Source organism: Tsuneonella sp. CC-YZS046 (assembly GCF_035581365.1).
GTDB lineage: Bacteria > Pseudomonadota > Alphaproteobacteria > Sphingomonadales > Sphingomonadaceae > JAWKXU01.
In genome coordinates this window covers 2,256,973-2,280,364 of the sequence record NZ_CP141590.1, presented here as the reverse complement: position 1 = coordinate 2,280,364, position 23,392 = coordinate 2,256,973, and the positions used below count along the sequence as shown (strand labels likewise).

Below are 23,392 nucleotides of genomic sequence, written 5' to 3'. Positions count from 1 at the left end.
GGGGCAAGAGAGGATAGAATGACAGGACAGTTCCAGCTTACCGAAGACCAGCTTGCAATTCAGGAAATGGCCCGCCGGTTCACTGCGGACAACATCACGCCGAATGCGGGCAGATGGGATGAAGAGCATCATTTCCCGCGCGAAACCATCCTGCAGGCGGCCGAGCTTGGCTTCGGCGGGATCTATGTAAGCGAGGAAGCGGGCGGGATCGGCCTGGGGCGGCTGGAAGCCGCGATCATCATGGAGGCGATGTCCTACGGCTGCCCGTCCACCAGCGCGTTCATCTCCATTCACAACATGGCGACCTGGATGATCGACCGCTTCGGCGGCGAGGCGCTGAAGGAGAAATATCTCCCCGATCTCGTCTCGATGGAGCGGATCGCCAGCTACTGCCTCACCGAGCCGTCCTCCGGCTCCGATGCGGCGGCGCTCAAGACCAGGGCTGTGCGCGACGGCGACCATTACGTCGTCACCGGATCGAAGCAGTTCATCTCCGGCGGCGGCGAGAACGAGGTCTATGTCACCATGGTCCGCACCGGCGAGGAAGGCGCGAAGGGCATTTCCTGCCTGGTGATCGAGAAGGACATGCCGGGCGTCAGCTTCGGCGCGCAGGAGAAGAAGCTGGGCTGGCATTCCCAGCCCACCGCCGCTCTTATCCTGGAAGAAGCCCGCGTTCCGGTCGCCAACCTCGTCGGCCAGGAGGGCGAAGGCTTCCGGATCGCGATGATGGGCATCGACGGCGGCCGCCTCAATATTGGCGCCTGCTCGCTGGGCGGCGCCCAGCGCTGCCTGGACGAGGCGGTGGCCTATACCAAGGATCGCAAGCAGTTCGGCAAGGCGATCGCGGAGTTCCAGAACACCCAGTTCATGCTGGCCGACATGGCGACGGAACTGGAAGCGGCCCGTGCGCTGCTCTATCTCGCGGCGGTGAAGGTGACGGAGAACGCGCCGGACAAGACCCGCTTCGCCGCGATGGCCAAGACCTTCGCGACCGAAACCGGATCGAGCGTGGTGGATCGCGCGCTCCAGCTGCATGGCGGCTATGGCTATCTTCAGGATTATCCGATCGAGCGGTTCTGGCGCGACCTGCGCGTGCATTCGATTCTGGAGGGCACCAATCAGGTCATGCGGATGATCGTGGGGCGCGATCTGCTTAAATAGCAAGGGCTTGAGAGGGAGTGGGCGTGGATTTCGCAAGGCAGGCTGCAAACGCCGTGAAACGGCGATTGATGTGGTCCCGCATCGCCTGTATTGCTGCATTGCAGCATTTTTGAGTCCACCCCGGAGTTCCTGCCATGGCGACCAAAACCTCCCAGACCGACGAAGCCGAACAAGCCGCGACCGGCAATTATTGCGTCGAATCCTACCGGAAGCTGGGGGAGGCGGTCGGCGCCTTCTTCCGTCAGCCGCCGGTTTACAAGCCCTCGCGGCGTTACGATGCGCTTGCGGTGTTTTCCGCGTGGAACGACGTGGTGTCCGGCGCTTTCGCCCATCCCGACAAGGTGCTCAGGGCGCAGGCGGATGCCTGGTCCGAATGGGGCAGGTTCTGGACCAACATATGGGACACGTCCGGCGAGGTTGAGCCGGTCGCGGCTCCGGAGCGGGGCGACCGGCGCTTCAAGGGCGAGGAATGGGACAAGAATCCCTTCTATCGCAGCGTCAAGGAAAGCCATCTGCTGATCGCTCGGCAGATGCGCGAATTGATCGAGGCATCGACCGAAGCCGATCCTTCCAAGCGCGCGCTGGCGTCGCTGCTGCTCGAGCAATATCTCAACGCGGTGGCGCCTACCAATTTCGTCGTGACCAATCCCGATGTGCTGCGCCGCACGGTCGACACCGGCGGGGCGAATCTGGTGGCGGGCTTCGCCAACCTGTTGAGCGACATCACCGAAGGGCGGGGCATCATCCGCCGCCGCACCGATGACAATGCGTTCGAGCTGGGCAAGAACCTCGCCGCCACGCCGGGCGAGGTGATCTACCAGAACGACCTGATGCAGCTTATCCAGTATGCGCCCGCCACCAAGACGGTGCGGGCGCGGCCGCTGCTCTATGTGCCGCCGCTGGTGAACAAATATTACATGATCGACCTCCAGCCCAGGAGCAGCCTCGTCAAATGGCTGGTCGATCAGGGGCAGACCGTTTTCCTGATTTCCTGGGTCGATCCCAATGAAAGCCACCGCCATTGCGAGGTGGACGACTACGTCGGCCGCGGAGTTCTGGAAGCGCTGGACAAGGTCATCGAATGCACCGGCGAAAGCTCGGTCGATCTGTTCGGTTTCTGCATGGGCGGCACCCTGATCGCGATGGCCGATGCGGTGCTGGCCGCGCGCGGCGAAATCGACAAGGTGGGCACCAGCACGCTGATCGGCGCGCTGGTCGATTTCGAGGACATGAAGGAATGGTCCGCCTTCGTGAACGAAGCGCATGTCGATGCGCTGGAAGGCCATATTGAAACCAAGGGTTATATCGACAAGGACGAACTGCATCAGCTGTTCGCCATGATGCGCGCCAACGACCTGATCTGGTCGTCCTGGGTCAGCCATTATCTGCTCGACAAGGATTCCCCGCCATCCGACCTGCTGTTCTGGTTCGAGGACGGCTCGCATATTCCGCAGGCATTCCTGCGTTCCTACAACCGCAAGCTGCTGCTGGAAGATCATCTGCGCGTGTCCGGCGCGGTGGAATTGCTGGGTGAAAAGCTCGATCTGGGCAAGGTGACCGCGCCGCTGATGATCGTCGGCCTCAAGGACGATCATGTTTCCGCCTGGCCCAGCGTCTATCGCGGCCACCAGTATTTCGGCGGGCCGGTGGAATTCGTGCTGGGCGGTTCCGGCCACAATGCCGGGGTCATCAATCCCCCAGCCGCCAACAAGCATGGCTACTGGACCAATCCGGGGCTTGCTTCCGATGCCGGGGCCTGGCTGCAGAACGCGGGCAAGCACGAAGGGTCCTGGTGGCCCCACTGGGTGCAATGGCTGGAAAAGAACGATAAGGGTGGGCAGGTGCCCGCCCGCAAGCCGGGATGCAGCAAGCTGAAACCGATCGAGCCCGCTCCGGGGTCGTTCGTGCTCAAGCCGGAACGGCTTCAGGACGCCTGATACATCCGCAGAACAGGGAAACGACTTTGGAACAACAAGATCATGACGCGCTGACCTATGTCGACGGCCGGGTAGGCCGGATGCGGCTCAATCGCCCCAAGGCCATCCATGCGCTGAACCTCAACATGGTCCATGCGATGACCAATGCGCTGATTTCATGGCGTGACGATCCGAAAGTGGAACTGATCCTGATCGATCATGCGGAAGGCCGGGGTTTCTGCGCGGGCGGGGATGTGGTTTCGATCGCCAAGAGCGCGCGCGGGCACGGCGCGGCGGGCGACGCCTTCTTCTATCAGGAATACCGGATGAACCATCTGATGTATACCTACACGAAGCCCGGCCTCGTGTTCATGGATGGCATCACGATGGGCGGCGGCGTCGGCATTACCTGTCCGGCGAAATACCGCATCGCGACAGAGCGGACCGTGTTCTCCATGCCGGAAACCGGCATCGGCCTGTTCCCGGATGTGGGCGGCGGCCGTTATCTCTCGCGGCTTCCCGGCAGGTTGGCCCAATATCTCGGCCTGACCGGCGCGCGGCTGGACGGCGCGGAATGTTTCGCCACCCGCCTTGCCACCCATTACATACCCTCGGATCGGCTGGAGGACGTCAAGGAGCAGATCTGCATGCATCCCGAAGGGGTGCTGTCCATCCTCGATGCGGCCTCGGAAACGCCGCCCGAGCCGAAGATCTTCGAGCAGCTGGACGACATCAATCGCCTGTTCGCTTCGGACCGGCTGGAAGATGTGATGCTGGCGCTGGAAGCGGACAAGTCCGAATGGGCGCAGAAGCAGCTGGGGATCATGAAGAGCAAGTCGCCGCTGTCCTGCAAGATCACGCTGCGCCTGCTGATGGTCAGCCCGCATATCAGCGATTTCGCCGATGAGATGCGGCTTGAGTTCGGCATCGTCCATCGCCTGTTCCGCCAGCACGATTTCATCGAAGGCGTGCGCGCGCTGCTGCTGGACAAGGACAACAATCCGCAGTGGAACCCGGCCACCCCGGAAGGTGTCACCGATGCGCTGCTCAACGATATTTTCCGCCCGCTCGGCAGCCAGCGCGAATGGCGGCCGATCGACCTGGAACGGCATTGAGGCATTAAACGAGAGGATAGATTGCCATGAGTTACGAAACCATCCTCGTTGAGAAACGAGGCGCGGTGACGCTTATCACGCTGAACCGGCCGCAGGCGCTCAACGCGCTCAACGGCAAGGTGCTGGACGAGCTGATCGACGCCTTCGCCGCATATGAGGCGGATGGCACGCAGCATTGCGCGGTGCTGACCGGCAGCGGCGACAAGGCCTTTGCCGCGGGCGCCGACATCAAGGAAATGGCGGACAAGCCGGCAGCGGATTTCTATCTGGGCGATTTCTTCTCCAAATGGACCAGCCATGTCACCAACGGCACCCGCAAACCATGGATCGCGGCGGTCAACGGCTTCGCGCTGGGCGGCGGCTGCGAGCTGGCGATGATGGCCGATTTCATCATTGCGTCCGACACCGCGAAGTTCGGCCAGCCGGAAATCAAGCTGGGGGTTGCGCCCGGCATGGGCGGCTCGCAGCGCCTTACCCGCGCCGTGGGCAAGGCCAAGGCGATGGAAATGTGCCTGACCGGGCGGATGATGGGCGCCGAGGAAGCGGAGCGTTCGGGCTTGGTGGCGCGGGTCGTGCCTGCTGCCGAATTGCTCGACGATGCGCTCAAGACGGCGGAGACCATTGCCTCGATGCCGCTGATGGCCGCGATGATCAACAAGGAGATGGTGAACGCCGCCTTCGAGACCACGCTGGCCCAGGGCATTCTCATCGAACGGCGCATGTTCCAGATCCTGACCGCTACCGAGGACAAGGCCGAAGGCATGAAGGCTTTCGTCGAAAAGCGCCCGGGCAACTGGAAGGGCCGCTGAGGCAATATCGCTTCCGCCCAGGCGGGAGCGGCGGCAATGGCGGGCGCCGCGCTCGCCGATACATCTATTCGGGAAGGGTGAAAGTGCCCTTCCCCGCAAGCCGGAAGGGCAGCAGACTATGAAGATCGCATTTATCGGGCTGGGCAACATGGGCGGCGGAATGGCGGCCAATCTCGTGAAGGCCGGGCATGAAGTCCACGCCTTCGATCTGGCCGAAGCGGCGCTGGCCCGCGCCGCGGAGCAGGGCGCCAAGACCTTCACCGATGCCGGTGAGGCCGTGGTCGGCGCGGATGCGGTGGTGTCCATGCTGCCCAACGGCAAGATCGTGGACAGCGTCTATCACGCCAGCGTGTTCGGCAAGGCCCCGGCCGGAGCGATCCTGCTGGACTGCTCGACGATCGACGTGGCCACGGCGCGCAAGGTGATCGGGGATGCGGAAAAGGCAGGCTATGAAATGGTCGATGCGCCTGTTTCCGGCGGCATCGCGGCCGCCAATGGCGGCACGCTGACCTTCATGGTGGGCGGCACCGACAGCGCGTTCAAGCGCGCCGAGCCGATCCTCCAGGCGATGGGCAAGGCGGTGATCCATGCCGGCGGCGCGGGTTCCGGCCAGGCCGCGAAGATCTGCAACAACATGCTGCTGGGCATCCATATGATCGGCACCTGCGAAGCCTTCGCCATGGCCCAGAAGCTCGGCCTCGATCCGCAGACCTTCTACGACATCAGCTCGGTTTCGTCCGGCCAGAACTGGTCGATGACCTCCTATTGCCCGGTCCCGGGCGTCGGCCCGCAAAGCCCGGCCGACAATGGCTATCAGGGCGGTTTCGCCACCGCGCTGATGCTCAAGGACCTGCGTCTGGCGATGGAGGCGGCGGAAACCGCCGGGACCAAGACGCCGATGGGCCTGCGCGCCAAGGAGCTTTACGAGGAGTTCGAGCAGGGCGGCAATGGCGGCATGGATTTTTCCGCCATCATCAAGACCCTCTGATCGCGATACCCGGCCGCCGGGGCGATTGCGCTCCGGCGGCTAAACCAGCTCCGCCACCCTTGCGCGCAATACAGGCAGCAGATCCACCTCGAACCAGGGATTCTGTGCCAGCCAGCGATTGTTGCGCGGGCTGGGATGCGGCAGCGAGAGTATCGCGGGCCAATGGGCGCGCCAATTGCGCACACGGTCGGTCAGCGATGAACCGTCGCGTCCGAGATGCCACTGCTGCGCATAGGCGCCGATCAGCACCGTAAGCTCCACATCGGGCAAGTGTTCCAGCAGGCGCTCTCGCCAGCTCTCCGCGCATAGCGGGGGCGGGGCGAGATCGCCGCCGGAGCCGGTGCCGGGATAGCAGAACGCCATGGGCAGGATGGCGATGCGCGCGGGATCGTAGAATGTCTTGCGATCGATGCCGAGCCAGTCGCGCAGCCGTTCGCCCGATGCGTCGGCGAAGGGCATTGCCGCGGCATGGGTCCTGCGCCCCGGGGCTTGCCCGGCAAGCAGGATACGCGCGCTGCGGCCTGCTTGCAGCAGCGGCTTTGGGCCGAGCGGCAGGTCGGTGCAGAGCGAACAGGCGCCGATGTCCCGCAGCAGCGCCGCCAAGGGATCTGAAGGCAAGAGAATATCCGGCATCGTCGCAGCGATATGGGAAGCTGCGCGGAATAGACAATCCGGCCGCGAAGGACGGAACTCTCCTTGCCGCTGGCCTGGGCGCTACAACACGCTAAACTGAAAGAGCGATGCAGTGCGTTCGGGAGGCGACCGGATTGAACCATAACGCCGATTTCCGGGCCGATCTCCGGCCAAAGCGGTCCACCAGGCTGTGGACCATCATGGCTGTCGCATTGCTCCATGTCGCGGCGGTCCTTGGGCTGATCCGCGCCTTCGCCCCGGATTTCACCGAAGCCGTCGTGGATCGGGCCATCGCGACCTTCACGGTAACGGTCACCGCGCCAAGCCCGACGCCCACCGTCACGCCAAGCCCCGAACCCAGCCCCCTGCCGGACGAGGGCGCCGCCGGGGAGGAGGGGCGCAAGGCGACGCCCAGGGAAGTCACCGCGCCCAGGCCCAAGGTTCCGCTGCCGGTCGCTCCCGCGCCGCGGGCCTCGTCGACCGGCACGCAGGACAGTTCGGGCGCCAGGGAGCAGGGCGATGGAACAGGCGCCGGCGGTGTGGGCGCGGGCACGGGCAGCGGCCGGGGAGGTGCGGGCGGCGGGGGAATGCCTGTCCGCAAGCTGGAGAAGATCGCCGGCGATATCAATTCGGCAAAGGATTATCCCAAGAAGACCCGCGATCTGAGGATCGGGCAAAGCGTGACCATCCTGCTGAGTGTGGGCGCAGACGGGCGCGTCACCGATTGCCGGGTGACGGCGGCCAGCCCGGATGCGGATGCGGATGCGATCACCTGCCGCCTCGCCACGGAACGGTTCCGCTTCCGCCCGGCGGCCGATGCCGACGGCAATCCGGTCGCCGGGAAATATGCCTGGCGGCAACGCTGGTTCTACTGATGCCGGCTTGCGCCGGTTTCGATCATCAATAAGGATGAGCGTATGATCGCCCATACCATCCAACTTGCCCTGGCCCCCGTTTTCGTGCTGGTCGCCATCGGCAATATCCTGAACCTGCTGTCGACCAGGATGGGCCGCGTGGTGGATCGGTCCCGCCTGTTGATCGAACGCCATGCGGAGACCCAGGGGGCGGACCATGACAAGGTCGTTCGCGAAATCCGCACGCTGGACCGGCGGATTTCGCTGATCGGCAGCGCCATTTTCACCCTGGTGGTCAGTGCTCTTACCATCGGGATGGTCGTGGCGCTGCTGTTCCTGGAAGAACTGTTGGACCTCGATCTCCAGAAGATCGCGGCCACTGCGTTCATCTTCGCCATCGCCCTGTTGATGTGGGCGCTGACCCTGTTCGTGCGGGAAACCAGGGTCGCATCCGCCAGCCTGCGGATCGCGGAAGATTTCCTGGAATGGGAACGCAAGCTCTGACCCGGCGGGTCAGGCAAGCAGCTTCCTGCCCTGCTCCGTGATCGTGCCGGAGATCATCGGTTCGAGAAAGCCCAGCATCATCGGCAGGTCGATCGAGATGCGGACGAGATCATCCTCGATCTCCAGATTGCCCTGGATCACCTGCCCCATGGCCGTGATGGCCAGATCCATCCTGTCCTCGCTCGGCCAGCTGGTTTCCACTTCGGCCATTCCCCCGGGCACATGGCCGAGTATCTCGCCGGACTTGCTGCGCAGCCTCTCGCGCACTTCATCCCGGCTCAATCGGTGGGGAACGGTTATTTGCATCCTGTCTCTCCTGATGAAGGCGCGATGGGCAGAGTGGCAGCGGATCGCCGCGCCGAAAACCCCTTTTGCGGCCGCCATCCACATTCGCTAGAATGGGCTGGAAAAGCGCGGCCGGACTATTCGCCGCGCGGGGAGTGGGTGCGATGCCAGCGGAGATCGAAATACTCGCCTATGCTGCCATCCTGCTGATGGCGCATGTCTTCGCCGAGGGGCACTTCAAGACGAAGCAATATGGTGCCAGATGGAACATGGGCGCGCGGGACGAAGAACTGCCGCCGCTCAATCCCGTAGCCGGGCGGCTGGGCCGCGCCCGCGCCAATTACATGGAGACTCTGCCGGTTGCGATCATCGCGCTGCTGGGCGTGGTGATCGCGGGCAAGACGAGCTTCTGGACGGCATTGGGCGGCTGGGTCTGGCTGGGCGCGCGGATCATCTATCTGCCGCTCTACTGGGCAGGCGTGCCGGTGGTGCGCACGCTGGTCTGGGCGATCGGACTGGCCGGTATCCTGCTGGTGCTTGGCGTGCTGCTAGCCGGTTAGGGCCAGAGGCCTCGTCAAGCGTCTCCGCTCGCCAATCCGGGCTAGGCGCGCGGCTCAGGCCGCGAGGCTGTAAGGCTCGATCTCGCCCGAGAGATACAGCTTCTTGGCCCTGGCGCGGCTCAGTTTGCCGGAGCTGGTGCGGGGCAGGGTCCGTGGCGGGACCAGTTCCACCACGCAATGCATCCCGGTGATCGAACGAACCTTGTCGCGAATTTCGTCACGCAGCTTGATCCGCTCGACCGGATCGGAGACGCGGCAATGGACCAGCACGGCAGGCGCTTCCTCGCCATTCTCCGTCTCTACGGCGAAGGCGGCGATATCGCCCTGATGGAAGCCGGGGAGTTGTTCCACCGCCCACTCGATATCCTGCGGCCAGTGGTTCTTGCCGTTGATGATGATCATGTCCTTGGCGCGGCCGACAATGAACAGATAGCCGTCCGCCATATAGCCCATGTCGCCCGTATCCAGCCAGCCGTCGACCATGCATTCTGCGGTGGCGTCCGGATCGCGGAAGTAGGAATGCATCACACTTGGCCCCTTGCACCACACCTTGCCTATATGATGGTCGGACAGGGGCTGGCCGCTTTCGCCCCGGATCACCACTTCCATGTCGCGCACGGGCTTGCCGCAATTGACGATGGCCCGATAGCGCGCGGGGCGGGAAATGTCGCGCGGAGAGCCTGACAGGCGCTCCTCCTCGACCAATTCCACGCGGATACCTTCGCCCGGCGGCATGATGGTGACGGCCAAGGTCGCTTCGGCGAGGCCATAGCTGGGCAGGAAGGCGCTGGCCTTGAACCCGGCATCGGCGAAGGCATTGACGAAACCCTGCATGACATCGGGCCGGATCATGTCCGCGCCATTTCCGGCGATGCGCCAGCGCGACAGGTCGAAACGCTCCGCGACATGGGACTGGCTGGAAATCCGCCGCGCGCAGATGTCGTATCCGAAGGTGGGGGAATAGGAGAGGGTGGTGCCCTGGTTGCGGCTGATCATGTCCAGCCAGGCCAGCGGGCGGCGGGCGAAGTCCTCGGTCTTCAGGTAATCGGTCGAGACCTGATTGGCGATCGGTGAAAGGAAGCAGCCGACCAGGCCCATGTCGTGATACCAGGGCAACCAGCTTATGCAGCGGTCGTTGGCTTCCAGTTTCATCCCATGGCCGTGGCCGGCGAGATTGTTGAGCAGCGCTTCATGCGTAACCGCGACGCCATGGGGAAAGCGGGTGGAGCCGCTGGAATATTGCAGATAGCAGATATCGCCCGGCCGCAATTCCGGCAGATCGCAATCCGGCGCGTTCTCCTGTGCGAAATCGTCCCAGCTTGCACTGGCGCAGCCCTGCCGCTCGGCGGCCGCGCTGGCCATCGCGGCGATTTCAGGCGGATAGAACAGGATCGCCGGGTCGGAGCTTTGCAACTGCACGGTGAGCTGGCCGATATAGTTTTCCTTGCCGCCGAAGCTGGTCGGCAGCGGGAGCGGCACCGGCCATGCGCCCGCATAGATCGTGCCGCAGAACAGCGCGGCGAAATCCGGCCCGGTTTCGGCGATGAGGGCCACCCGATCGCCCGGCGCGATGCCGCGCGCCAGCAGGCGGCGCGCCACCGCCAGGGCATCGGCGCGCAATTCCGAAAAGGGGTAGCTGCGGATCAACTGGCCGCGCGGATCGTGGAAATTCAGCCCGCGGCGGCCTTGCGCGGCATAATCCAGCGCCTCGCCGAAAGTGGCGAAGTCGGACATGCGCCGCTCAAGCGGGCAGAAATTCGGTGTCGGCTGGATGGCGTCGTCGGTCATCGTTTCTCGCGTACCCTTTGTTCTCGCGGCGTTTTCTACGCAGGGCCCACTTCATTCCCTCTCGTGAACGCAACATGACCAACCCTGCCCGCAAAGGAGGGGCGTGGCTGCATGGTATTTCCCATTCCTACCGGACTGTGGCACGAATAAGGCCGATGCAGGATGAAATTGGTCACAATCCAGGCCGGCGGCCCGGCGGGCAATCAGGCCGGCAGCGCAAGGCCCGGCCGCTGGACGGGGCGGGGCTGGCGGAACTGGCGCTGGCCTATGTCGCCCGTTTCGCCACCAGCGAAGCCAAACTCGCGGCCTATCTTGCGCGCAAGCTGCGGGAGCGCGGCTGGATCGGGGAGGGTGAGGATTTCCCCGATGTCCAGGCGCTTGCGAGGCGTTATGCCGAACTGGGCTATGTCGACGACGAAGCCTATGCGCAGGCCCGATCCAGCGGGTTGCTGCGGCGCGGCTATGGCCCGCGCAGGGTCGCCCAGGCGCTTTATGCGGCCGGGATCGACGAACGGCACCGGGAAGCCGCATCGCCCTCCGATGAAGGCGCGCGCCGCGCCGCTCTGGTCATGGCGCGCAAGCGCCGCTTCGGCCCGTTCGGTGGGGAGAGGCCGGAACCGGCCCGGCGGGAGCGGCAGATCGCGGCCATGATCCGCGCCGGCCACAGGCTCGACAATGCCCGCGAAATAGTCGATGCGGCGTCGATCGAGGCCGCCGAGGAGTGGGCAGGCTGGCCTTGCGAATAGCGGAATGAGAACCATGCGCCTTTTGCCGATCTTCCTTGCCGCCGCGGCCCTGGCCGCCTGTTCGCCCCAGGCCGGGAACGCCTCGTCTTCCGGGGCCGCGTCGCAAGCCGAGGGCACCCGTCACCCGGTCTCGGGCCTGGAGGTGATACCCCTCACCATAACCCATGATGGGGCGAGCCATGCTTTCCGGGTCGAAGTGGCGCGGAGCGAGGCCGAGCAGGCAAAGGGGCTGATGTTTCGCACCGGCATGGGCGCGGACGAGGGAATGATCTTTCCGCGTGAGCCTGCCGCTCCCGCCGCCTTCTGGATGAAGAACACGGTCATCCCGCTCGATATCATCTTCATCGGCTCCGATGGCCGAATCACGAATATCGAGGCGAATGCCGAGCCCTATTCGCTGACCCCGCGCCTTTCCCAGGGGGCGGCCGCCGCGGTGCTGGAATTGAACGGCGGCCGGGCGGCCGAGCTGGGGATAGGCCCCGGAGACAGTGTCGCATGGTGACGGGCAGGGCGGGATTCGCCGCGTCGCGAACCGAACCGCGCGAGTCATGCTTGCGCTTTGCCCGCCTCTGCGGCTAACGCGCATTCCATGGGAATCCTGTCCAAGATATTCACCTGGTGGGATGGCGCGACCATCGGCACTTTGCTCAATAGCTCGCTGACCGGCGAGCATGTCGGCACGGATGCGCAGGGCAACCGGTATTACCGCTCGAAAAAGCCGGGGCCGCTCGGGAATGAGCGGCGCTGGGTGATTTACGAAGGCGCGAATGACGCCAGCCGGGTGCCGGCCGAATGGCACGGATGGCTGCACGGGGCCTTCACCGACGTGCCGGAAAGCAATCTGCCGCCGCCCAAGATCTGGGAAGCGGATTTCACTCCCAATGCCACGGGCACGGCTCAGGCGTATCGTCCGCAGGGCGCGCTTGAACGCGGCGGGAATCGCGCCCGCGCGACCGGGGACTATGACGCCTGGACGCCGGATAGCTGAAATGCGGCCGTTAACGGCCCCCCTCCGTGCCGGTGTGCTCGCTTCGGCAGCGGCGGCCGCGCTGCTGGCCGGCGCCTGCACGCAGGATGCGCCGGAACCCAAGCCAGTGGAAACGGAGATTCCTGAGGAAGTGGCCCGCACCCTTGGCTCCGCCCCGCCGGTGGCGGCGCAGGATGCAGGCACTCCGCTGGAGCAGCGCGTCGCCACCCTCGGCCTGCTGAACAAGCGCAACAATATCAGCGAGGATATCGTCCTCAAGCCCGGCGAAGCGCGGCGGGTCGGCAATGTGGTGGTCAAGCTCGCCAGTTGCGAACGCACCGCGCCCTGGGAATCTCCTTCGGAAACCGGGGCGTTCGTGCAGGTGCTGGTGAACGAGCGGGAGCGGGTCGATCAGCCCTTGCGCTGGCGGCGGATCTTCTCGGGCTGGCTGTTCAGGAATTCCCCGTCGCTCAATGTCGTCGAGCACCCGATCTACGATGTCTGGGTCAAGGATTGCGCGATGAAGTTCCCCGGGGAGGAACCGGCCGCCGCAGCCGAGGAAAGCAAGGCCGAATAGCCGGACGGCAGATCGGTGGCGGGTTTTCCGGCCGGGGCCGTGCCTTGCGCCTGCGCCAGCAGTTCCAGATAGCGCCGTTGGCTTATCTCGACCGCTCCCATCGAAGCGAGATGGTCGGTCATGAACTGGCAATCGAGCAATTCCGCGCCCGATTCGCGCAATGCGGCCACCAGCCAGGCCAGCGCCACCTTGGACGCGTCGCGCTCATGGCTGAACATGCTTTCCCCGCAGAAAACCCGGTCGAAGCCCACCCCGTAGAGCCCGCCCACCAATTCACCGTTCCGCCAGCATTCGATGGAATGGGCCCAGCCCTGCGCGTGCAACGCGCGATAGCTGGAAGCGATGCGATGGCTGATCCAGCTTTCGGGATGGCCGGGGCGCGGCGCGGCGCAAGCGTCGATCACTTCGGCGAAGGCGGCGTTGCAGGTCACGCGAAAGCGTTCCTGCCGGAGTGTCTTGGCAAGCGAGCGCGAACAATGGAACCCGTCCAGCGGCAGGATGGCGCGTTCCCTCGGCTCGATCCAGAACAGCTCCGAATTGTCCCGGCTGTCCGCCATCGGGAAAATTCCGCCGCGATAAGCCGCTAGCAACAGGCTGGTCGGAATGATCGAAGAACTGGGTGCATGCACCCGCGAAGGATAGCAGATAGGGCAGGGGTCCGCCAAACTCCTTCTCCAGGTGGTGCTTTGGGCATGAGATGGCGGAGCTGTCGCTTGCCAAGGGCCGGGCTTGCCTATAGAGGCGCATTCCGCCTGCAGGAGTGTAGCTCAGCTGGTAGAGCATCGGTCTCCAAAACCGAGGGCCGGGGGTTCGAATCCCTCCACTCCTGCCATGGCATTTCCCGAATTGCCGAAATGATTGCCGCGTCTCACGGCCCGGCGGGCGGTTGCGGGCTACTGGCTGGTCTGCCCCATCGTCAGGACGTAGACGACCGGCCCCGAGCTCTTGCCCGGCTCCGGGCGAATCACGGCTTCGATCCGGGCATTGCCCATGACCTCACGGTAACGGCGCAATTCTTCCGCGAACTGGGCGGGATCGGCGCGATACCGCTCGTAATGGGTCAGCACCGCATAATCGGCGCGGCAGGACGGCAGCAGGCTCATGTCCATATGCCCCAGATCGACGATCGGGCTTGAGGAGCGTGCGGTTTCGACCTGCGAATATTTTATCCGCCCGGTCAGAATCCGCTTCGCGTCGATGCAGCCCTCCGCCCCCAAGGGGAAAAGCAGGCGGGTGCCGTCATGCAGCAGGTCGATGGCGGCATCCTCCACTAGCACGGTGGAACCTGCGGGCGCATGGCCGCGAATCCAGGCCGAGGCGATCTGGCGCGTATCATGAGTCCTTTCGAGGGTGCTGATCCGATTGGTGTTCAGCATGGGCGCCAACAACAGCGCGAGAGCCACCGGCACCGCAAACCATGCCCGTTTCCCGAAGCGGTTGCGTAGATAATCGCCCAACGCGCATAGCGTGAACGCAATGCCCAATGCGAAGAACGGGAGGATTGGTCCGATCCAGCGTTCCCAGAGCAGATTCTGCGAGCAGATCACGATGAAGAACACCAAGGCGCCCGGCAAGGCGGCGACCGCCCATCTGCGATCACGAAACGGAATCCAGCACAAGCCGATGATAGCGAGAGCAAGCCCCGCTAGCCCGAATGAACCGATCAGGGGATTTGCCGCATACCATGCCAGACTGGCGAAGAATCCCTCGCTTGTCGCGCCGGGATGGATGGGGCGCGCTTCTCCGGCGATGTCGCGCAGGACTGTCCGGTAATCGATCAGCAGGAAAGGCGACGCCGCGAACAGTGTCGCTGCCGCAGTCATGCCGAACAGTACCAGGCGTGATTTTTCGCGCATCCCATGCGCAAGGCGCCACAGCCCCGCGCAGATCGGATTCACGGCAATGACGGCCGCGGGCCATTTCGTGGCGGTGGCAAGGCCGACAAATATGCCCGCCAGCACATATTGGCGCGTCTTGCCTTCCCGTGCGATCGCCAACCCGGACAAGGTGCAGAGCAGCATGAACACGGATGCCTGCATGTCGGTGCGGATGATCTGGGAATATTCGATATGGACCGAGTTCACCGCCAGCACCGCAGCGGAGATCAGCCCCAGTTGCTTTCCGCCAAGTCTCTTGCCGAGGTGATAGGCGAGCAGGACGCAGAGAATCCCGCAGATGGCGATAAACAGGCGAGCGGGCAACCAGACCAGGCCGGGATCGGCATAGACAGCGCTGACAAAGCTATCCACATCCGCATAGCGCCCGGTCAGCAGCCCGAAGGCGCCAACCAGAACGCAGGTCAAGGCCAGGCAATAAAGGGTTATCGTGCCGGGGTGGCCGAACCAGCCGGGATTGAGGGTCTGGTTCCGCAGCATGTCGAACGCCATCATCATGAACAGCGGTTCGTCGGGGTCGTTCAGGGCGGGCAGGCCGAAATTCAGGCCGTAGATTCGCAGCGCAGTGGCCGCCGTCAGGATCAGCAGCAGGAGCAAGGGCGCGATCACGCTTTTCACGCGGTCGTTACGGGCTTTGGGAGATGGTTCCGTCATGTTGCAGAATGCCTTGACGTGGAGCAACGATGAAAACCGTAATTTTGGCAGGTGGTCTCGGCAGCAGGTTGGGGGAAGAAACCGCAGTCAGACCCAAGCCCATGGTGGAGATCGGCGGGATGCCGATCCTGTGGCATATCATGAAGATATATTCCTCTGCCGGGCTGAACGATTTCGTGATCTGCCTTGGGTACAAAGGCTATATCATCAAGGAATTCTTCGCGAATTATTTCCTCCACACGTCCGACGTAACCATTGATCTGCGCAATGGCAACGGCATGGAAGTGCATTATGCCCGGAGCGAGCCGTGGCGGATCACCTTGGTGGAAACCGGCGCGGACACGATGACCGGGGGCAGGCTGGGAGCGATCCGGCAATATCTCGATCCGGATACGCCGTTCTGCTTCACCTATGGCGATGGCGTGGCGAATATCGACATCGCGGATCAGGTGAAATTCCATAATTCGCACGGCTTGCGCGCGACGATCACCGCCGTGTCGCCGCCCGGCCGCTTCGGTGCGCTTCAGTTCGATGAAGGCAAGGTCATCGACTTCGCTGAGAAGCCGGCCGGTGACGGCGGGCTGATCAATGGCGGCTTCTTCGTCGCCGATCCATCGGTGCTTGATCTGATCGAAGGGCCGGATACGATTTGGGAATCCGGGCCTCTTGAGACACTCGCCAGAGGCGGCGAACTGATGGGCTACCGGCATGAAGGCTTCTGGCAGCCGATGGATACGTTGCGCGACAAGATATATCTCGAGGAATTGTGGAGCGCGGGCAATGCACCGTGGAAGCGCTGGTGAGCGCCGCCCACGACCGGGAATGGGCCGGACGCCGGGTGCTGGTGACCGGCCACACCGGCTTCAAGGGGAGCTGGCTCAGCCTCTGGTTGCACGCGCTCGGCGCGGAAGTCACCGGCTACGCGCTGCCCGCCCCGACCGAGCCGAGCCTGTTCGAAACCGCGCGGATCGCGGATGTGATCCACCATGTCGAAGGCGATGTGCGCGATCTGGCCAGCCTGCGGGCGGCGGTCGAACAGGCCCGGCCGGACGTGATCTTCCACCTCGCCGCCCAACCGCTGGTTCGCCTGTCCTATGATGAGCCGGTCGAAACCTATGCCACCAATGTGATGGGCACGGTCCATCTGCTGGAAGCGGCGCGGCAGGTTCCGGGCGTTCGGGCGATCGTCTGCGTGACCAGCGACAAATGCTACGAGAACCGCGAATGGGTGTGGCCCTATCGCGAAAGCGATCCGATGGGCGGGCACGACCCCTACAGCAGCAGCAAGGGCTGCGCGGAGATCGTCACGGCCGCCTATCGCAGCTCCTATTTCAGGGAAAGCGGCCCGGCGCTCGCTTCGGTGCGCGCCGGCAATGTCATCGGGGGGGGGGATTGGGCGGCCGACCGGCTGGTGCCCGACCTCGTGCGCGCCTTCGAAGCCGGCGCGGCGCCGCTGATCCGTTCGCCCGATGCGGTGCGCCCCTGGCAGCATGTGCTGGAAGCGCTGGGCGGCTATCTGATGATCGCGGAAAGGCTGCTGGCGGGCGAGCGGAGCTTCGCCGACGCCTGGAACTTCGGACCGGCGGACGAGGATGCGCGGCCCGTGTCCTGGATCGTGGAACGGATGCGCGCCGCCTGGGGCGGCGGTGCGGGCGAGGCCTTGCCCGATACCGGCCCGAAGCCGCATGAGGCCGGGTTGTTGCGGCTCGATTGCTCCAAGGCGCGGGCTGCGCTGGGCTGGCGGCCGGCCCTGACGCTCGATGAAGCGCTACGATGGATCGTCGCCTGGCACAAGGCGGTCGGTTTGGGCGAGAACGCGCGTGAGGTCACGCTCGGGCAGATTGCCGATTATGTCGCGGCCTAGCCACGATTTGCCGTTCACTCAGGCTGACCGCGCCTTTACCTGCCCATATAGGCTTTTGGGTCGACTGGCTCCCCCTCGCGTCGCACTTCGTAGTGAAGATGGGGCCCGGTGGAGCGGCCGGTCGAGCCGACGTGACCAATCACCTGGCCCTTGGCTAAAGATTGGCCCGGGGCGACTCTTATGCGGGACATATGCGCATAGCGCGTCTCATATCCATTGGCGTGCCTGACGACCACCAGCAGACCATACCCACCCGACCATCCTGCGCGTGTCACAACGCCATCGGCTGTTGCGCGCACGGCTTTGCCAGCCGGGGCCGCAAGATCGACTCCGGCGTGGAACATTTGCCGGCCAAGTATTGGATTGACGCGCATCCCCATGCCGCTGGTCACGCCGCTTGCCCGGCCACCATCGCCCGTTTGCCCGGGCAGAGGGGTGATGCTGCGCCGCGCGGATGTTGAGCGCCGGGGCGCGGGTTCCTTGTCCAGCCAGTGCTGAAACAGTTCCTCGAACTTTTCTCTCTCGCCTTCGGCAGCGGTTGGGCCGGAATCGGCCCGTGCCGGACTCGAACCGATCAGGGCAAGGGCAAGGAGCGCTGTGGTCAGAGCCAGCGGTTTCATCGCTACATCCCTGTCACGTCGATGGCGCCGTGGCGACCCGATGAGCCAAGCGACCGCCCGTTGGACAATATCTTCTCGCCAGCAATGGCGTCGCCGTCGATCATGGCTACGCTCAAGGCTAGCACACCGCTCCCCTGACCGTTTACAGCGATGCCATTGGCAAATGCCTTCGTCTTGCCGCTGATGCGCAGATCCAGTTGTGTGTCGCTGCAATTATCGAGAGCGACAGCCGCCGCATCGCTGCGTTTGCCCGGATTGTGAATTTGTCCGCGCAACACGCTGCCGGTGCAGCGGGACAAATGCACGGGGCTGGCAAAATCCACCAATTTGAGCGCGGTTACATCGAGGCCGCTGCTGTCCTGCACCCACAGGCCCGTTGCACCGGGGGAATTGCTGTCGCTGCGGCCGATCAATTGGCCGCCGATGATGGACCACGCGCCATGCGCGGCCTGTGCCGCGATGGCCGCGCGCGCGCCTGGGGCGACTGCCACATAAGGATCGCTGATGTCGACGATTGCGTGCCCGGACAGATCGAGCAGTTCGATCCCTACGGCACTGCATTGGTCGATGATCGGCATACGGATGTGCAGATTGGAATGCCCGGCGACAGCCATTCCGCCGATTTTGCCGGCGTCCCCCGCGATGCGGATGCCGGTCTGCAGGCCGGTCGCTTCGAAATTCTCGATAAAGCTGTCGGCAAAACCGGCTTCCAGCAGAAGTCCGACCGAGTCCGCCACGCCCGGCGCCCCGCCGATCGACACGTTGCAATCGACAACGAAGATCGATCCATTGGCCCCGGCCAATCCCACCTGCTCCGCGCCGCCCAGCAAGAAGCCGCGATAGGGGCTGCCGGGCGTCGATCCCGGCAACGACCGAAAGGCGATGCAGTCCGAGAAATAGCTCCGCACAACCCCTTTCGCGGCAAATCCGATGCTGCTTTCCCGCGCGCTCAATCCTTCGAACCGGCAATGCAGCAGATATTGGGCGCGCAGCCCCGCCGCATCCGGCGCGACAGGCAATGTCCGCCCCAATTCCATCCAGCGGATGTCCACGCCTTGCAAGAAATCATTGACCGCGCCGGGAAAACGCGCCGGGCCAACTCTCAGCACATCGACCGTGCCGCTTTTGACGAGCAGCCGTGTGCCCTGGCCGTCCTGCGCGCCGCGATATCCTGCGCCCCAGATACGGGCGAAGGGCCGTTCTATGACGAAGCTATCGGACAGATAGTAATCCGCCGCGCGCAACAGCATGATCGGATGGGCGGCAAGGCAGGCGGAGAAGGCAGGCAGGCAATCGGCATTGCCATCCCCGGCTATCGCTCCCCACCATTCGGGAAAGGCCGCAGGAGTGCGCGAATGGTTGAGATCGACCCAGCCCGCGCCAGTGAATATATGCGAAACAGGCGCACTGAAATGGCCTTTTAAGGTCAGCGTCCGCCCGGGGGCGACTTCTATCCGCGCGCCGGGGGCAAGCGACAGATCAGCGGCGATGACAAGGTCTTCGGTTATTCGATGAATGCCGGGGGGAAGCGTTTGGTGACCGCTGCCGAGCGGCTGTGCTCCGGCAGATCCTGCCACTAGCAAGCCGGTCGCCGCCCCGCCGCCCAGCAACGCCAGATCGCGTCGCCGCCAGCCAGCCTCGGGCAAGAGGTGTTTCTTTCTCATTACGCTGTCATCCGCGAGGAAGGCGGTTCGGGTGGCGTGACGCCTGGCAAAATGGGCGCATCCCGGCGGAAACGCCAGCGCGATTCCCATCCCTGATGCCGGATGTCGGTCCATACGTCGCGCAGGGTGACAGCGGAAAGTGCCCACACGATCGACAGTAGCAGCAATGGCCGGATGAACGGGCCTATGGTGATGTAATAGGCGAAAAAGGTCGCGTGCCCGGCCAGATAGCTTTCCTGCACTTGCGGGGGCACACGGCCGACAATGATGTCGAACGGCATCAGCAGGATGTAGCACATGAAGATCGCCCAGCTGCGGCCAAATCCCCGCCACCGCTCCAGGAAAACCAGGAAGATCAGGAAATTTTCGGTATAGCCGCCCGGTTCGGACGCGACCATCGCCATGGCGAGGCCCAGGAAGGTCAAACGGTGCATCGGTACCACTTCCGGCCGGAGCCAGGCTGCTGTTGCTGCGGCCGCGATGGACGCCATGGTGGTGTATTGTAGTCCATTCAGCAGGACGATGAGCATGTCCGTGATGCGAGATCCCGCGATTCCCGCAACCACCTGATATTGGCCGGTAAGCAGCGAGATGAATGGTTTGTAAGTGGCCGCATACCACAGGTCCAAGAAGGTGACGGCCTGGTAGATACCCGAAACGTCGGCGATGTTCCTGTAGAGTTGAAGGGGTGTGCCGTCTCCCATGAGTCCGTAGGTGACGATGTAGATGGCGATGGTCGAAAGCAGCGCGCCTTCAAACCACAACCAGCGTCTCCGCAACAGTTGCGGGAACAGTCCTGCAATCAGATAGACCTTGAAATTGACCGCAAGCCCCACTGCGATCCATCGCCAGCGCGCCGACTTGAGCAGAGGTCCGAAGCCGAGGATTACGAAGGTGAAGCAGACGATCACCAGATTGCCGCGTTCCAGCCCGTAGAGGGAGGGCAAGCCCAGGCCGAGCGCCAGTGTGCGCCAGAGGGCTGTTTTGCGGTCCACCCGGCGGAAAGTCAGCCACAGCAGAAGGATATTGAGCAGGAAGAAACCGTGCAGCGTTGCAAGGCCGACCCAATCGCATTCGCGGATGATGTATCCGCTGGTTTCCCCATAGCAGCTCCCCAGACTGAAGATGCGCAGGAAAACGAATGACAGCGGCGGATAGATCGTGCCCCAGGAGTCATATGCGCCTTTTTCATAGGCCCAATAGGATGTGTTGAACCAATCCATCCACACATCGAACGGTTCGTAAAAGAACGGCTGCGGAAAATGATAATATTCCAGAAAATAGAAGAAGGCGCGGATGATCGCACCCAGTATCACAAGCAGCAGCAGCGGTTCGAGCCAGCGGTTGATCGGGAGGAACCGGAAGCGCATGGGTCAGCCTCTTTTTCGGGGCGCGAACACCAGCCGTTTGAGGATCAGGTAATTGACAGCAGACGTCAGGATGATCGCAGCCAGCCCCGCCGCGTAAGGCGATTTGAGGATCAGGCTCACCAGCGCCAGAAAGCACAAGCTTATCAGGTAGTTTACGACATAAGAGGCCGCGAAGCGTGTCTTGGCCGGATCGGCGCCGCGGAACACATGGCTGCTATATGTGAAATAGTTGAACGCAACGCCCAGAATATGGGCGATCAGCTGCGCCATATACATGCCAAGACCTGCCCACAGCAGGAGCGCATAGAGGCCGTAGCCGAATGCGGCGTTGACCGCGCCCGCTTGATAATAGCGGACAATTTCCCACAGGCGGAAGGAAAGTGTGGCGCCGGGCATGGCTTCAATAGCCTTCCGGGAAGTTTACCCGCTCGCGTTCGAACACCAGCGGCACATCCCGGGTGCGTTCCGACACCATGCGCAGCTGGTCCCCGATGAGGCCCATGAAAATGAACAGCAGCGCCAACTGCGCCTGCGCCGCGAATGCCGCGAGCCATCCCCAGCTGAAATTTCCCAGGATCAGGCTCGCGATCAGGCCGATCAGGCAAAGCCCGGCGCCGATCCCGGCGATAGCGCCGATGAAGAATGGCGCGCGCAGCAGCTTTTTCGATGAGCTGGTGAGGCCCGAGAGCGCGAAATCCAGCAGGGTGAAGAAATTGTTGTTGGATTTGCCCCTGCGGCGGATCGGCCGCGAATAGGGAATGGTTTCGATCTTGTAACCCGTTTCGACCAGCATTCCCCGGAAAAAGGGTTCCGGCTCCCTGATCGCCTTGATGGCATCCACGACCCTGCGGTCATAGAGGCCAAAGCCGGTCGCGTTGCGAATGACCGGATAGTCGCCGACCTTGCGGACAAAGGCGTAGGAAAATTCCCGCGCCCAACCCAGCAACAACGATGTCGATTCCGTTTCCCGCACGCCCAGCACGATGTCCGTCCCGGCGCGCCAGCGCTCCACGAAGGCGCCCAGCAGTTCGGGAGGGTCCTGAAAATCTGCGCACATGCCGATCACCGCGCGACCACGGGCTTCGAAAATGCCGTGGGTAGGCGAACGCATCTGGCCGAAATTGCGTGTGTTGACGATCAGTCGGATGCGTGGGTCGCGCGCGCATAATTCGCGGATCACTTCGACCGTGCGGTCGGACGAATGATTGTCGATGAAAATTATGTCGAAGCTGACCCCGGCATTCTCGAGCACCTTGGTCACTGCCGCTGCGATGGCCGGTGCATTTTCCTCTTCATTGAGGCAGGGAATGACGACCGAAATGTCGGGGATGGCAATGGTTTGGGCAGTCATTCGACCGACTTCGTTTCTGAAACGGGTGGGCGGAGCCGATAGAATTCGATCGCGCCGGCGAGCAGGGCGATCAGCATGGCGAGCGCCAGCGGGATCAACCGATACTGGCGGTCGGTGTCGATAAAGGGCTGTTCGAGCACGCGGATATTGGCGGAAGAGGTCAGGTCTTCGACCGAAGTGCCCTCCAGGAAGCGGCGATAGCTATAGTAAAGGCTCTTGGCGAGGGCCAACTCCCGCTCCAGCCGTTCCGCTTCCGTGGATTGCTTGACGACCAGCCCGATCGAGTTGTCCTCCTTGGGGTTGATGTCCTGAAGCTGCTTCAGTTGCCGATGGAGCGCGTCGAGCTGTGCGATGATCTGGCGCACCGACATATTATCGTCCGTAGCGAACTGTCGGGCGGCATTCAGCTCGACCTCCTTGGCCTTGATTGCCGTTTCCAGCGCCGGAATCCGCTGGCCGATGGAGTCGATTGCAAACTTGGGGTCGGAATAGCGTGTGGTCAGGCGGAAATTATTGTAGTCCGCCTGGGCCTTGGCCAAGCGCGTATTGGCATCTTCCACCAGCTTCAGCAGGATGTCCCGCTTGTATTCGGTCTGGCGCAGGGCGATCTTCCCCAACTGCTCGCGCAGGGCGGCGGTGACGGTCGCCACCAGATCGGTCGCCAGCTTGGCGTCCCGGTTGACACATTCGACTTGCACGATTCCGCCGCGCAGCGAGCTGATTTCGACATTCCGCTCCATCCAGCGGCTTGCCTCGATCTCGTTATCGAAGCCCAGGCGGTCGACCAGGTTGAGCTGCTTGATGACGACGCCGCGCGTATAGACGCTGCGTCCGATCTTCAGGCTGACCTCGACCGCCGCTTGATTGCCGAACACGGTGTTGAGCGCGCCAAGCTGGCCCAGCGCGCCGCTGAGGCCAAGGCTCGATGGATCGGTCGGGGTCAGGGTGGAGGCCGCGCGATAGCGTTCGGGGAATACCGAAAACAGCAGGCATACAAGGACCAGGGCGCCCAGCACCAGCCGCCGCCACCGGGCATTCCGCATCAGCGGACTGTTGGAGATCCTGCCCATG

The 23,392-nt window shown here is 63.5% G+C and carries 25 protein-coding genes and 1 tRNA gene; 15 read left to right on the top strand and 11 right to left on the bottom strand.

Annotation, left to right across the window (positions count from 1 at the left end):
- Positions 1–18 precede the first annotated feature (18 nt).
- From U8326_RS11185 to mmsB, 5 genes are all read left to right on the top strand, one after another.
- Positions 19–1,161: an acyl-CoA dehydrogenase family protein gene (locus U8326_RS11185; RefSeq protein WP_324740360.1), complete on the top strand. Its 1,143-nt coding sequence runs from the start codon at positions 19–21 to the stop codon at positions 1,159–1,161.
- 134 nt (positions 1,162–1,295) lie between these two features.
- On the top strand, positions 1,296–3,098 hold the full coding sequence (locus U8326_RS11180) for a PHA/PHB synthase family protein (RefSeq protein ID WP_324740358.1): 1,803 nt from the start codon (positions 1,296–1,298) through the stop codon (positions 3,096–3,098).
- A gap of 26 nt (positions 3,099–3,124) precedes the next feature.
- Positions 3,125–4,192: an enoyl-CoA hydratase/isomerase family protein gene (locus U8326_RS11175; RefSeq protein ID WP_324740356.1), complete on the top strand. Its 1,068-nt coding sequence runs from the start codon at positions 3,125–3,127 to the stop codon at positions 4,190–4,192.
- A 26-nt stretch (positions 4,193–4,218) separates the two neighbouring features.
- The gene (locus U8326_RS11170; RefSeq protein WP_324740354.1) at positions 4,219–5,001 is read left to right on the top strand and encodes an enoyl-CoA hydratase-related protein; all 783 of its coding nucleotides are present in this window, start codon (positions 4,219–4,221) and stop codon (positions 4,999–5,001) included.
- 118 nt (positions 5,002–5,119) lie between these two features.
- A complete protein-coding gene (mmsB, locus tag U8326_RS11165) occupies positions 5,120–5,989 on the top strand; it encodes a 3-hydroxyisobutyrate dehydrogenase (protein ID WP_324740353.1) in 870 nt (289 codons plus the stop codon).
- Between the two features lie 39 nt (positions 5,990–6,028).
- Here the strand turns inward: mmsB and U8326_RS11160 are convergent, their stop codons facing one another.
- A complete protein-coding gene (locus U8326_RS11160) occupies positions 6,029–6,622 on the bottom strand; it encodes a uracil-DNA glycosylase family protein (RefSeq protein WP_324740351.1) in 594 nt (197 codons plus the stop codon).
- 107 nt (positions 6,623–6,729) lie between these two features.
- Here U8326_RS11160 and U8326_RS11155 point away from each other — a divergent pair, with 107 nt between their 5' ends.
- A complete protein-coding gene (locus U8326_RS11155; protein WP_324740350.1) occupies positions 6,730–7,497 on the top strand; it encodes a TonB family protein in 768 nt (255 codons plus the stop codon).
- 42 nt (positions 7,498–7,539) lie between these two features.
- Positions 7,540–7,980 carry a DUF2721 domain-containing protein gene (locus U8326_RS11150; protein ID WP_324740349.1) on the top strand — a complete coding sequence of 147 codons (441 nt, stop codon included), beginning with the start codon at positions 7,540–7,542 and terminating at the stop codon, positions 7,978–7,980.
- Positions 7,981–7,989: 9 nt separating this feature from the next.
- On the opposite strand, the gene U8326_RS11145 is transcribed toward U8326_RS11150, so the two are convergent.
- Positions 7,990–8,286: a polyhydroxyalkanoic acid system family protein gene (locus tag U8326_RS11145; protein WP_324740348.1), complete on the bottom strand. Its 297-nt coding sequence runs from the start codon at positions 8,284–8,286 to the stop codon at positions 7,990–7,992.
- A gap of 143 nt (positions 8,287–8,429) precedes the next feature.
- Between U8326_RS11145 and U8326_RS11140 the strand changes: the two genes are divergently transcribed.
- Positions 8,430–8,825 carry an MAPEG family protein gene (locus tag U8326_RS11140; protein ID WP_324743589.1) on the top strand — a complete coding sequence of 132 codons (396 nt, stop codon included), beginning with the start codon at positions 8,430–8,432 and terminating at the stop codon, positions 8,823–8,825.
- Between the two features lie 54 nt (positions 8,826–8,879).
- Here the strand turns inward: U8326_RS11140 and U8326_RS11135 are convergent, their stop codons facing one another.
- Positions 8,880–10,613: a fatty acyl-AMP ligase gene (locus tag U8326_RS11135; RefSeq protein ID WP_324740347.1), complete on the bottom strand. Its 1,734-nt coding sequence runs from the start codon at positions 10,611–10,613 to the stop codon at positions 8,880–8,882.
- Positions 10,614–10,768: 155 nt separating this feature from the next.
- Here U8326_RS11135 and U8326_RS11130 point away from each other — a divergent pair, with 155 nt between their 5' ends.
- The 4 genes from U8326_RS11130 (at position 10,769) to U8326_RS11115 (ending at position 12,903) form a co-directional block, all read left to right on the top strand.
- Complete coding sequence (locus U8326_RS11130; RefSeq protein WP_324740345.1) at positions 10,769–11,359, top strand: regulatory protein RecX; 591 nt, start codon at positions 10,769–10,771, stop codon at positions 11,357–11,359.
- Positions 11,360–11,363: 4 nt separating this feature from the next.
- Positions 11,364–11,861 (top strand): DUF192 domain-containing protein, encoded by a 498-nt coding sequence (locus U8326_RS11125; protein WP_416385476.1) that lies wholly within the window; start codon positions 11,364–11,366, stop codon positions 11,859–11,861.
- Between the two features lie 87 nt (positions 11,862–11,948).
- Complete coding sequence (locus tag U8326_RS11120) at positions 11,949–12,347, top strand: NADH:ubiquinone oxidoreductase subunit NDUFA12 (RefSeq protein ID WP_324740344.1); 399 nt, start codon at positions 11,949–11,951, stop codon at positions 12,345–12,347.
- Between the two features lie 34 nt (positions 12,348–12,381).
- Positions 12,382–12,903: a DUF2155 domain-containing protein gene (locus tag U8326_RS11115; protein WP_324740343.1), complete on the top strand. Its 522-nt coding sequence runs from the start codon at positions 12,382–12,384 to the stop codon at positions 12,901–12,903.
- On the opposite strand, the gene aat is transcribed toward U8326_RS11115, so the two are convergent.
- On the bottom strand, positions 12,819–13,532 hold the full coding sequence (aat, locus tag U8326_RS11110) for a leucyl/phenylalanyl-tRNA--protein transferase (protein ID WP_324740341.1): 714 nt from the start codon (positions 13,530–13,532) through the stop codon (positions 12,819–12,821). The two genes, U8326_RS11115 and aat, sit on opposite strands and share 85 nt — an antisense overlap.
- A gap of 127 nt (positions 13,533–13,659) precedes the next feature.
- Here aat and U8326_RS11105 point away from each other — a divergent pair.
- Positions 13,660–13,735, top strand: a tRNA-Trp gene (locus U8326_RS11105).
- Between the two features lie 61 nt (positions 13,736–13,796).
- Here the strand turns inward: U8326_RS11105 and U8326_RS11100 are convergent.
- Positions 13,797–15,452, bottom strand: a complete 1,656-nt coding sequence (locus U8326_RS11100; RefSeq protein ID WP_324740339.1) for an ArnT family glycosyltransferase — start codon at positions 15,450–15,452, stop codon at positions 13,797–13,799.
- Positions 15,453–15,481: 29 nt separating this feature from the next.
- Between U8326_RS11100 and rfbF the strand changes: the two genes are divergently transcribed.
- Positions 15,482–16,255, top strand: coding sequence for a glucose-1-phosphate cytidylyltransferase (rfbF, locus tag U8326_RS11095; RefSeq protein ID WP_324740337.1), 774 nt, complete (start codon positions 15,482–15,484; stop codon positions 16,253–16,255).
- Complete coding sequence (gene rfbG / locus U8326_RS11090; RefSeq protein WP_324740336.1) at positions 16,252–17,316, top strand: CDP-glucose 4,6-dehydratase; 1,065 nt, start codon at positions 16,252–16,254, stop codon at positions 17,314–17,316. Before rfbF ends, rfbG begins: the two co-directional genes overlap by 4 nt.
- Positions 17,317–17,351: 35 nt before the next feature.
- On the opposite strand, the gene U8326_RS11085 is transcribed toward rfbG, so the two are convergent.
- From U8326_RS11085 to U8326_RS11060, 6 genes are read right to left on the bottom strand one after another with little or no spacing between them, the layout of a single operon-like run.
- Positions 17,352–17,936, bottom strand: a complete 585-nt coding sequence (locus tag U8326_RS11085; protein ID WP_324740335.1) for a M23 family metallopeptidase — start codon at positions 17,934–17,936, stop codon at positions 17,352–17,354.
- A gap of 2 nt (positions 17,937–17,938) precedes the next feature.
- The gene (locus tag U8326_RS11080) at positions 17,939–19,600 is read right to left on the bottom strand and encodes a hypothetical protein (protein WP_324740334.1); all 1,662 of its coding nucleotides are present in this window, start codon (positions 19,598–19,600) and stop codon (positions 17,939–17,941) included.
- Complete coding sequence (locus U8326_RS11075) at positions 19,600–20,970, bottom strand: hypothetical protein (RefSeq protein WP_324740333.1); 1,371 nt, start codon at positions 20,968–20,970, stop codon at positions 19,600–19,602. Before U8326_RS11075 ends, U8326_RS11080 begins: the two co-directional genes overlap by 1 nt.
- 3 nt (positions 20,971–20,973) lie before the next feature.
- Positions 20,974–21,366 (bottom strand): GtrA family protein, encoded by a 393-nt coding sequence (locus tag U8326_RS11070; protein WP_324740332.1) that lies wholly within the window; start codon positions 21,364–21,366, stop codon positions 20,974–20,976.
- Between the two features lie 4 nt (positions 21,367–21,370).
- A complete protein-coding gene (locus U8326_RS11065; protein ID WP_324740330.1) occupies positions 21,371–22,321 on the bottom strand; it encodes a glycosyltransferase family 2 protein in 951 nt (316 codons plus the stop codon).
- Positions 22,318–23,391, bottom strand: coding sequence for a hypothetical protein (locus U8326_RS11060; RefSeq protein WP_324740329.1), 1,074 nt, complete (start codon positions 23,389–23,391; stop codon positions 22,318–22,320). The genes U8326_RS11065 and U8326_RS11060 overlap by 4 nt, the downstream gene beginning before the upstream one ends.
- Between the last annotated feature and the right edge of the window lies 1 nt (position 23,392).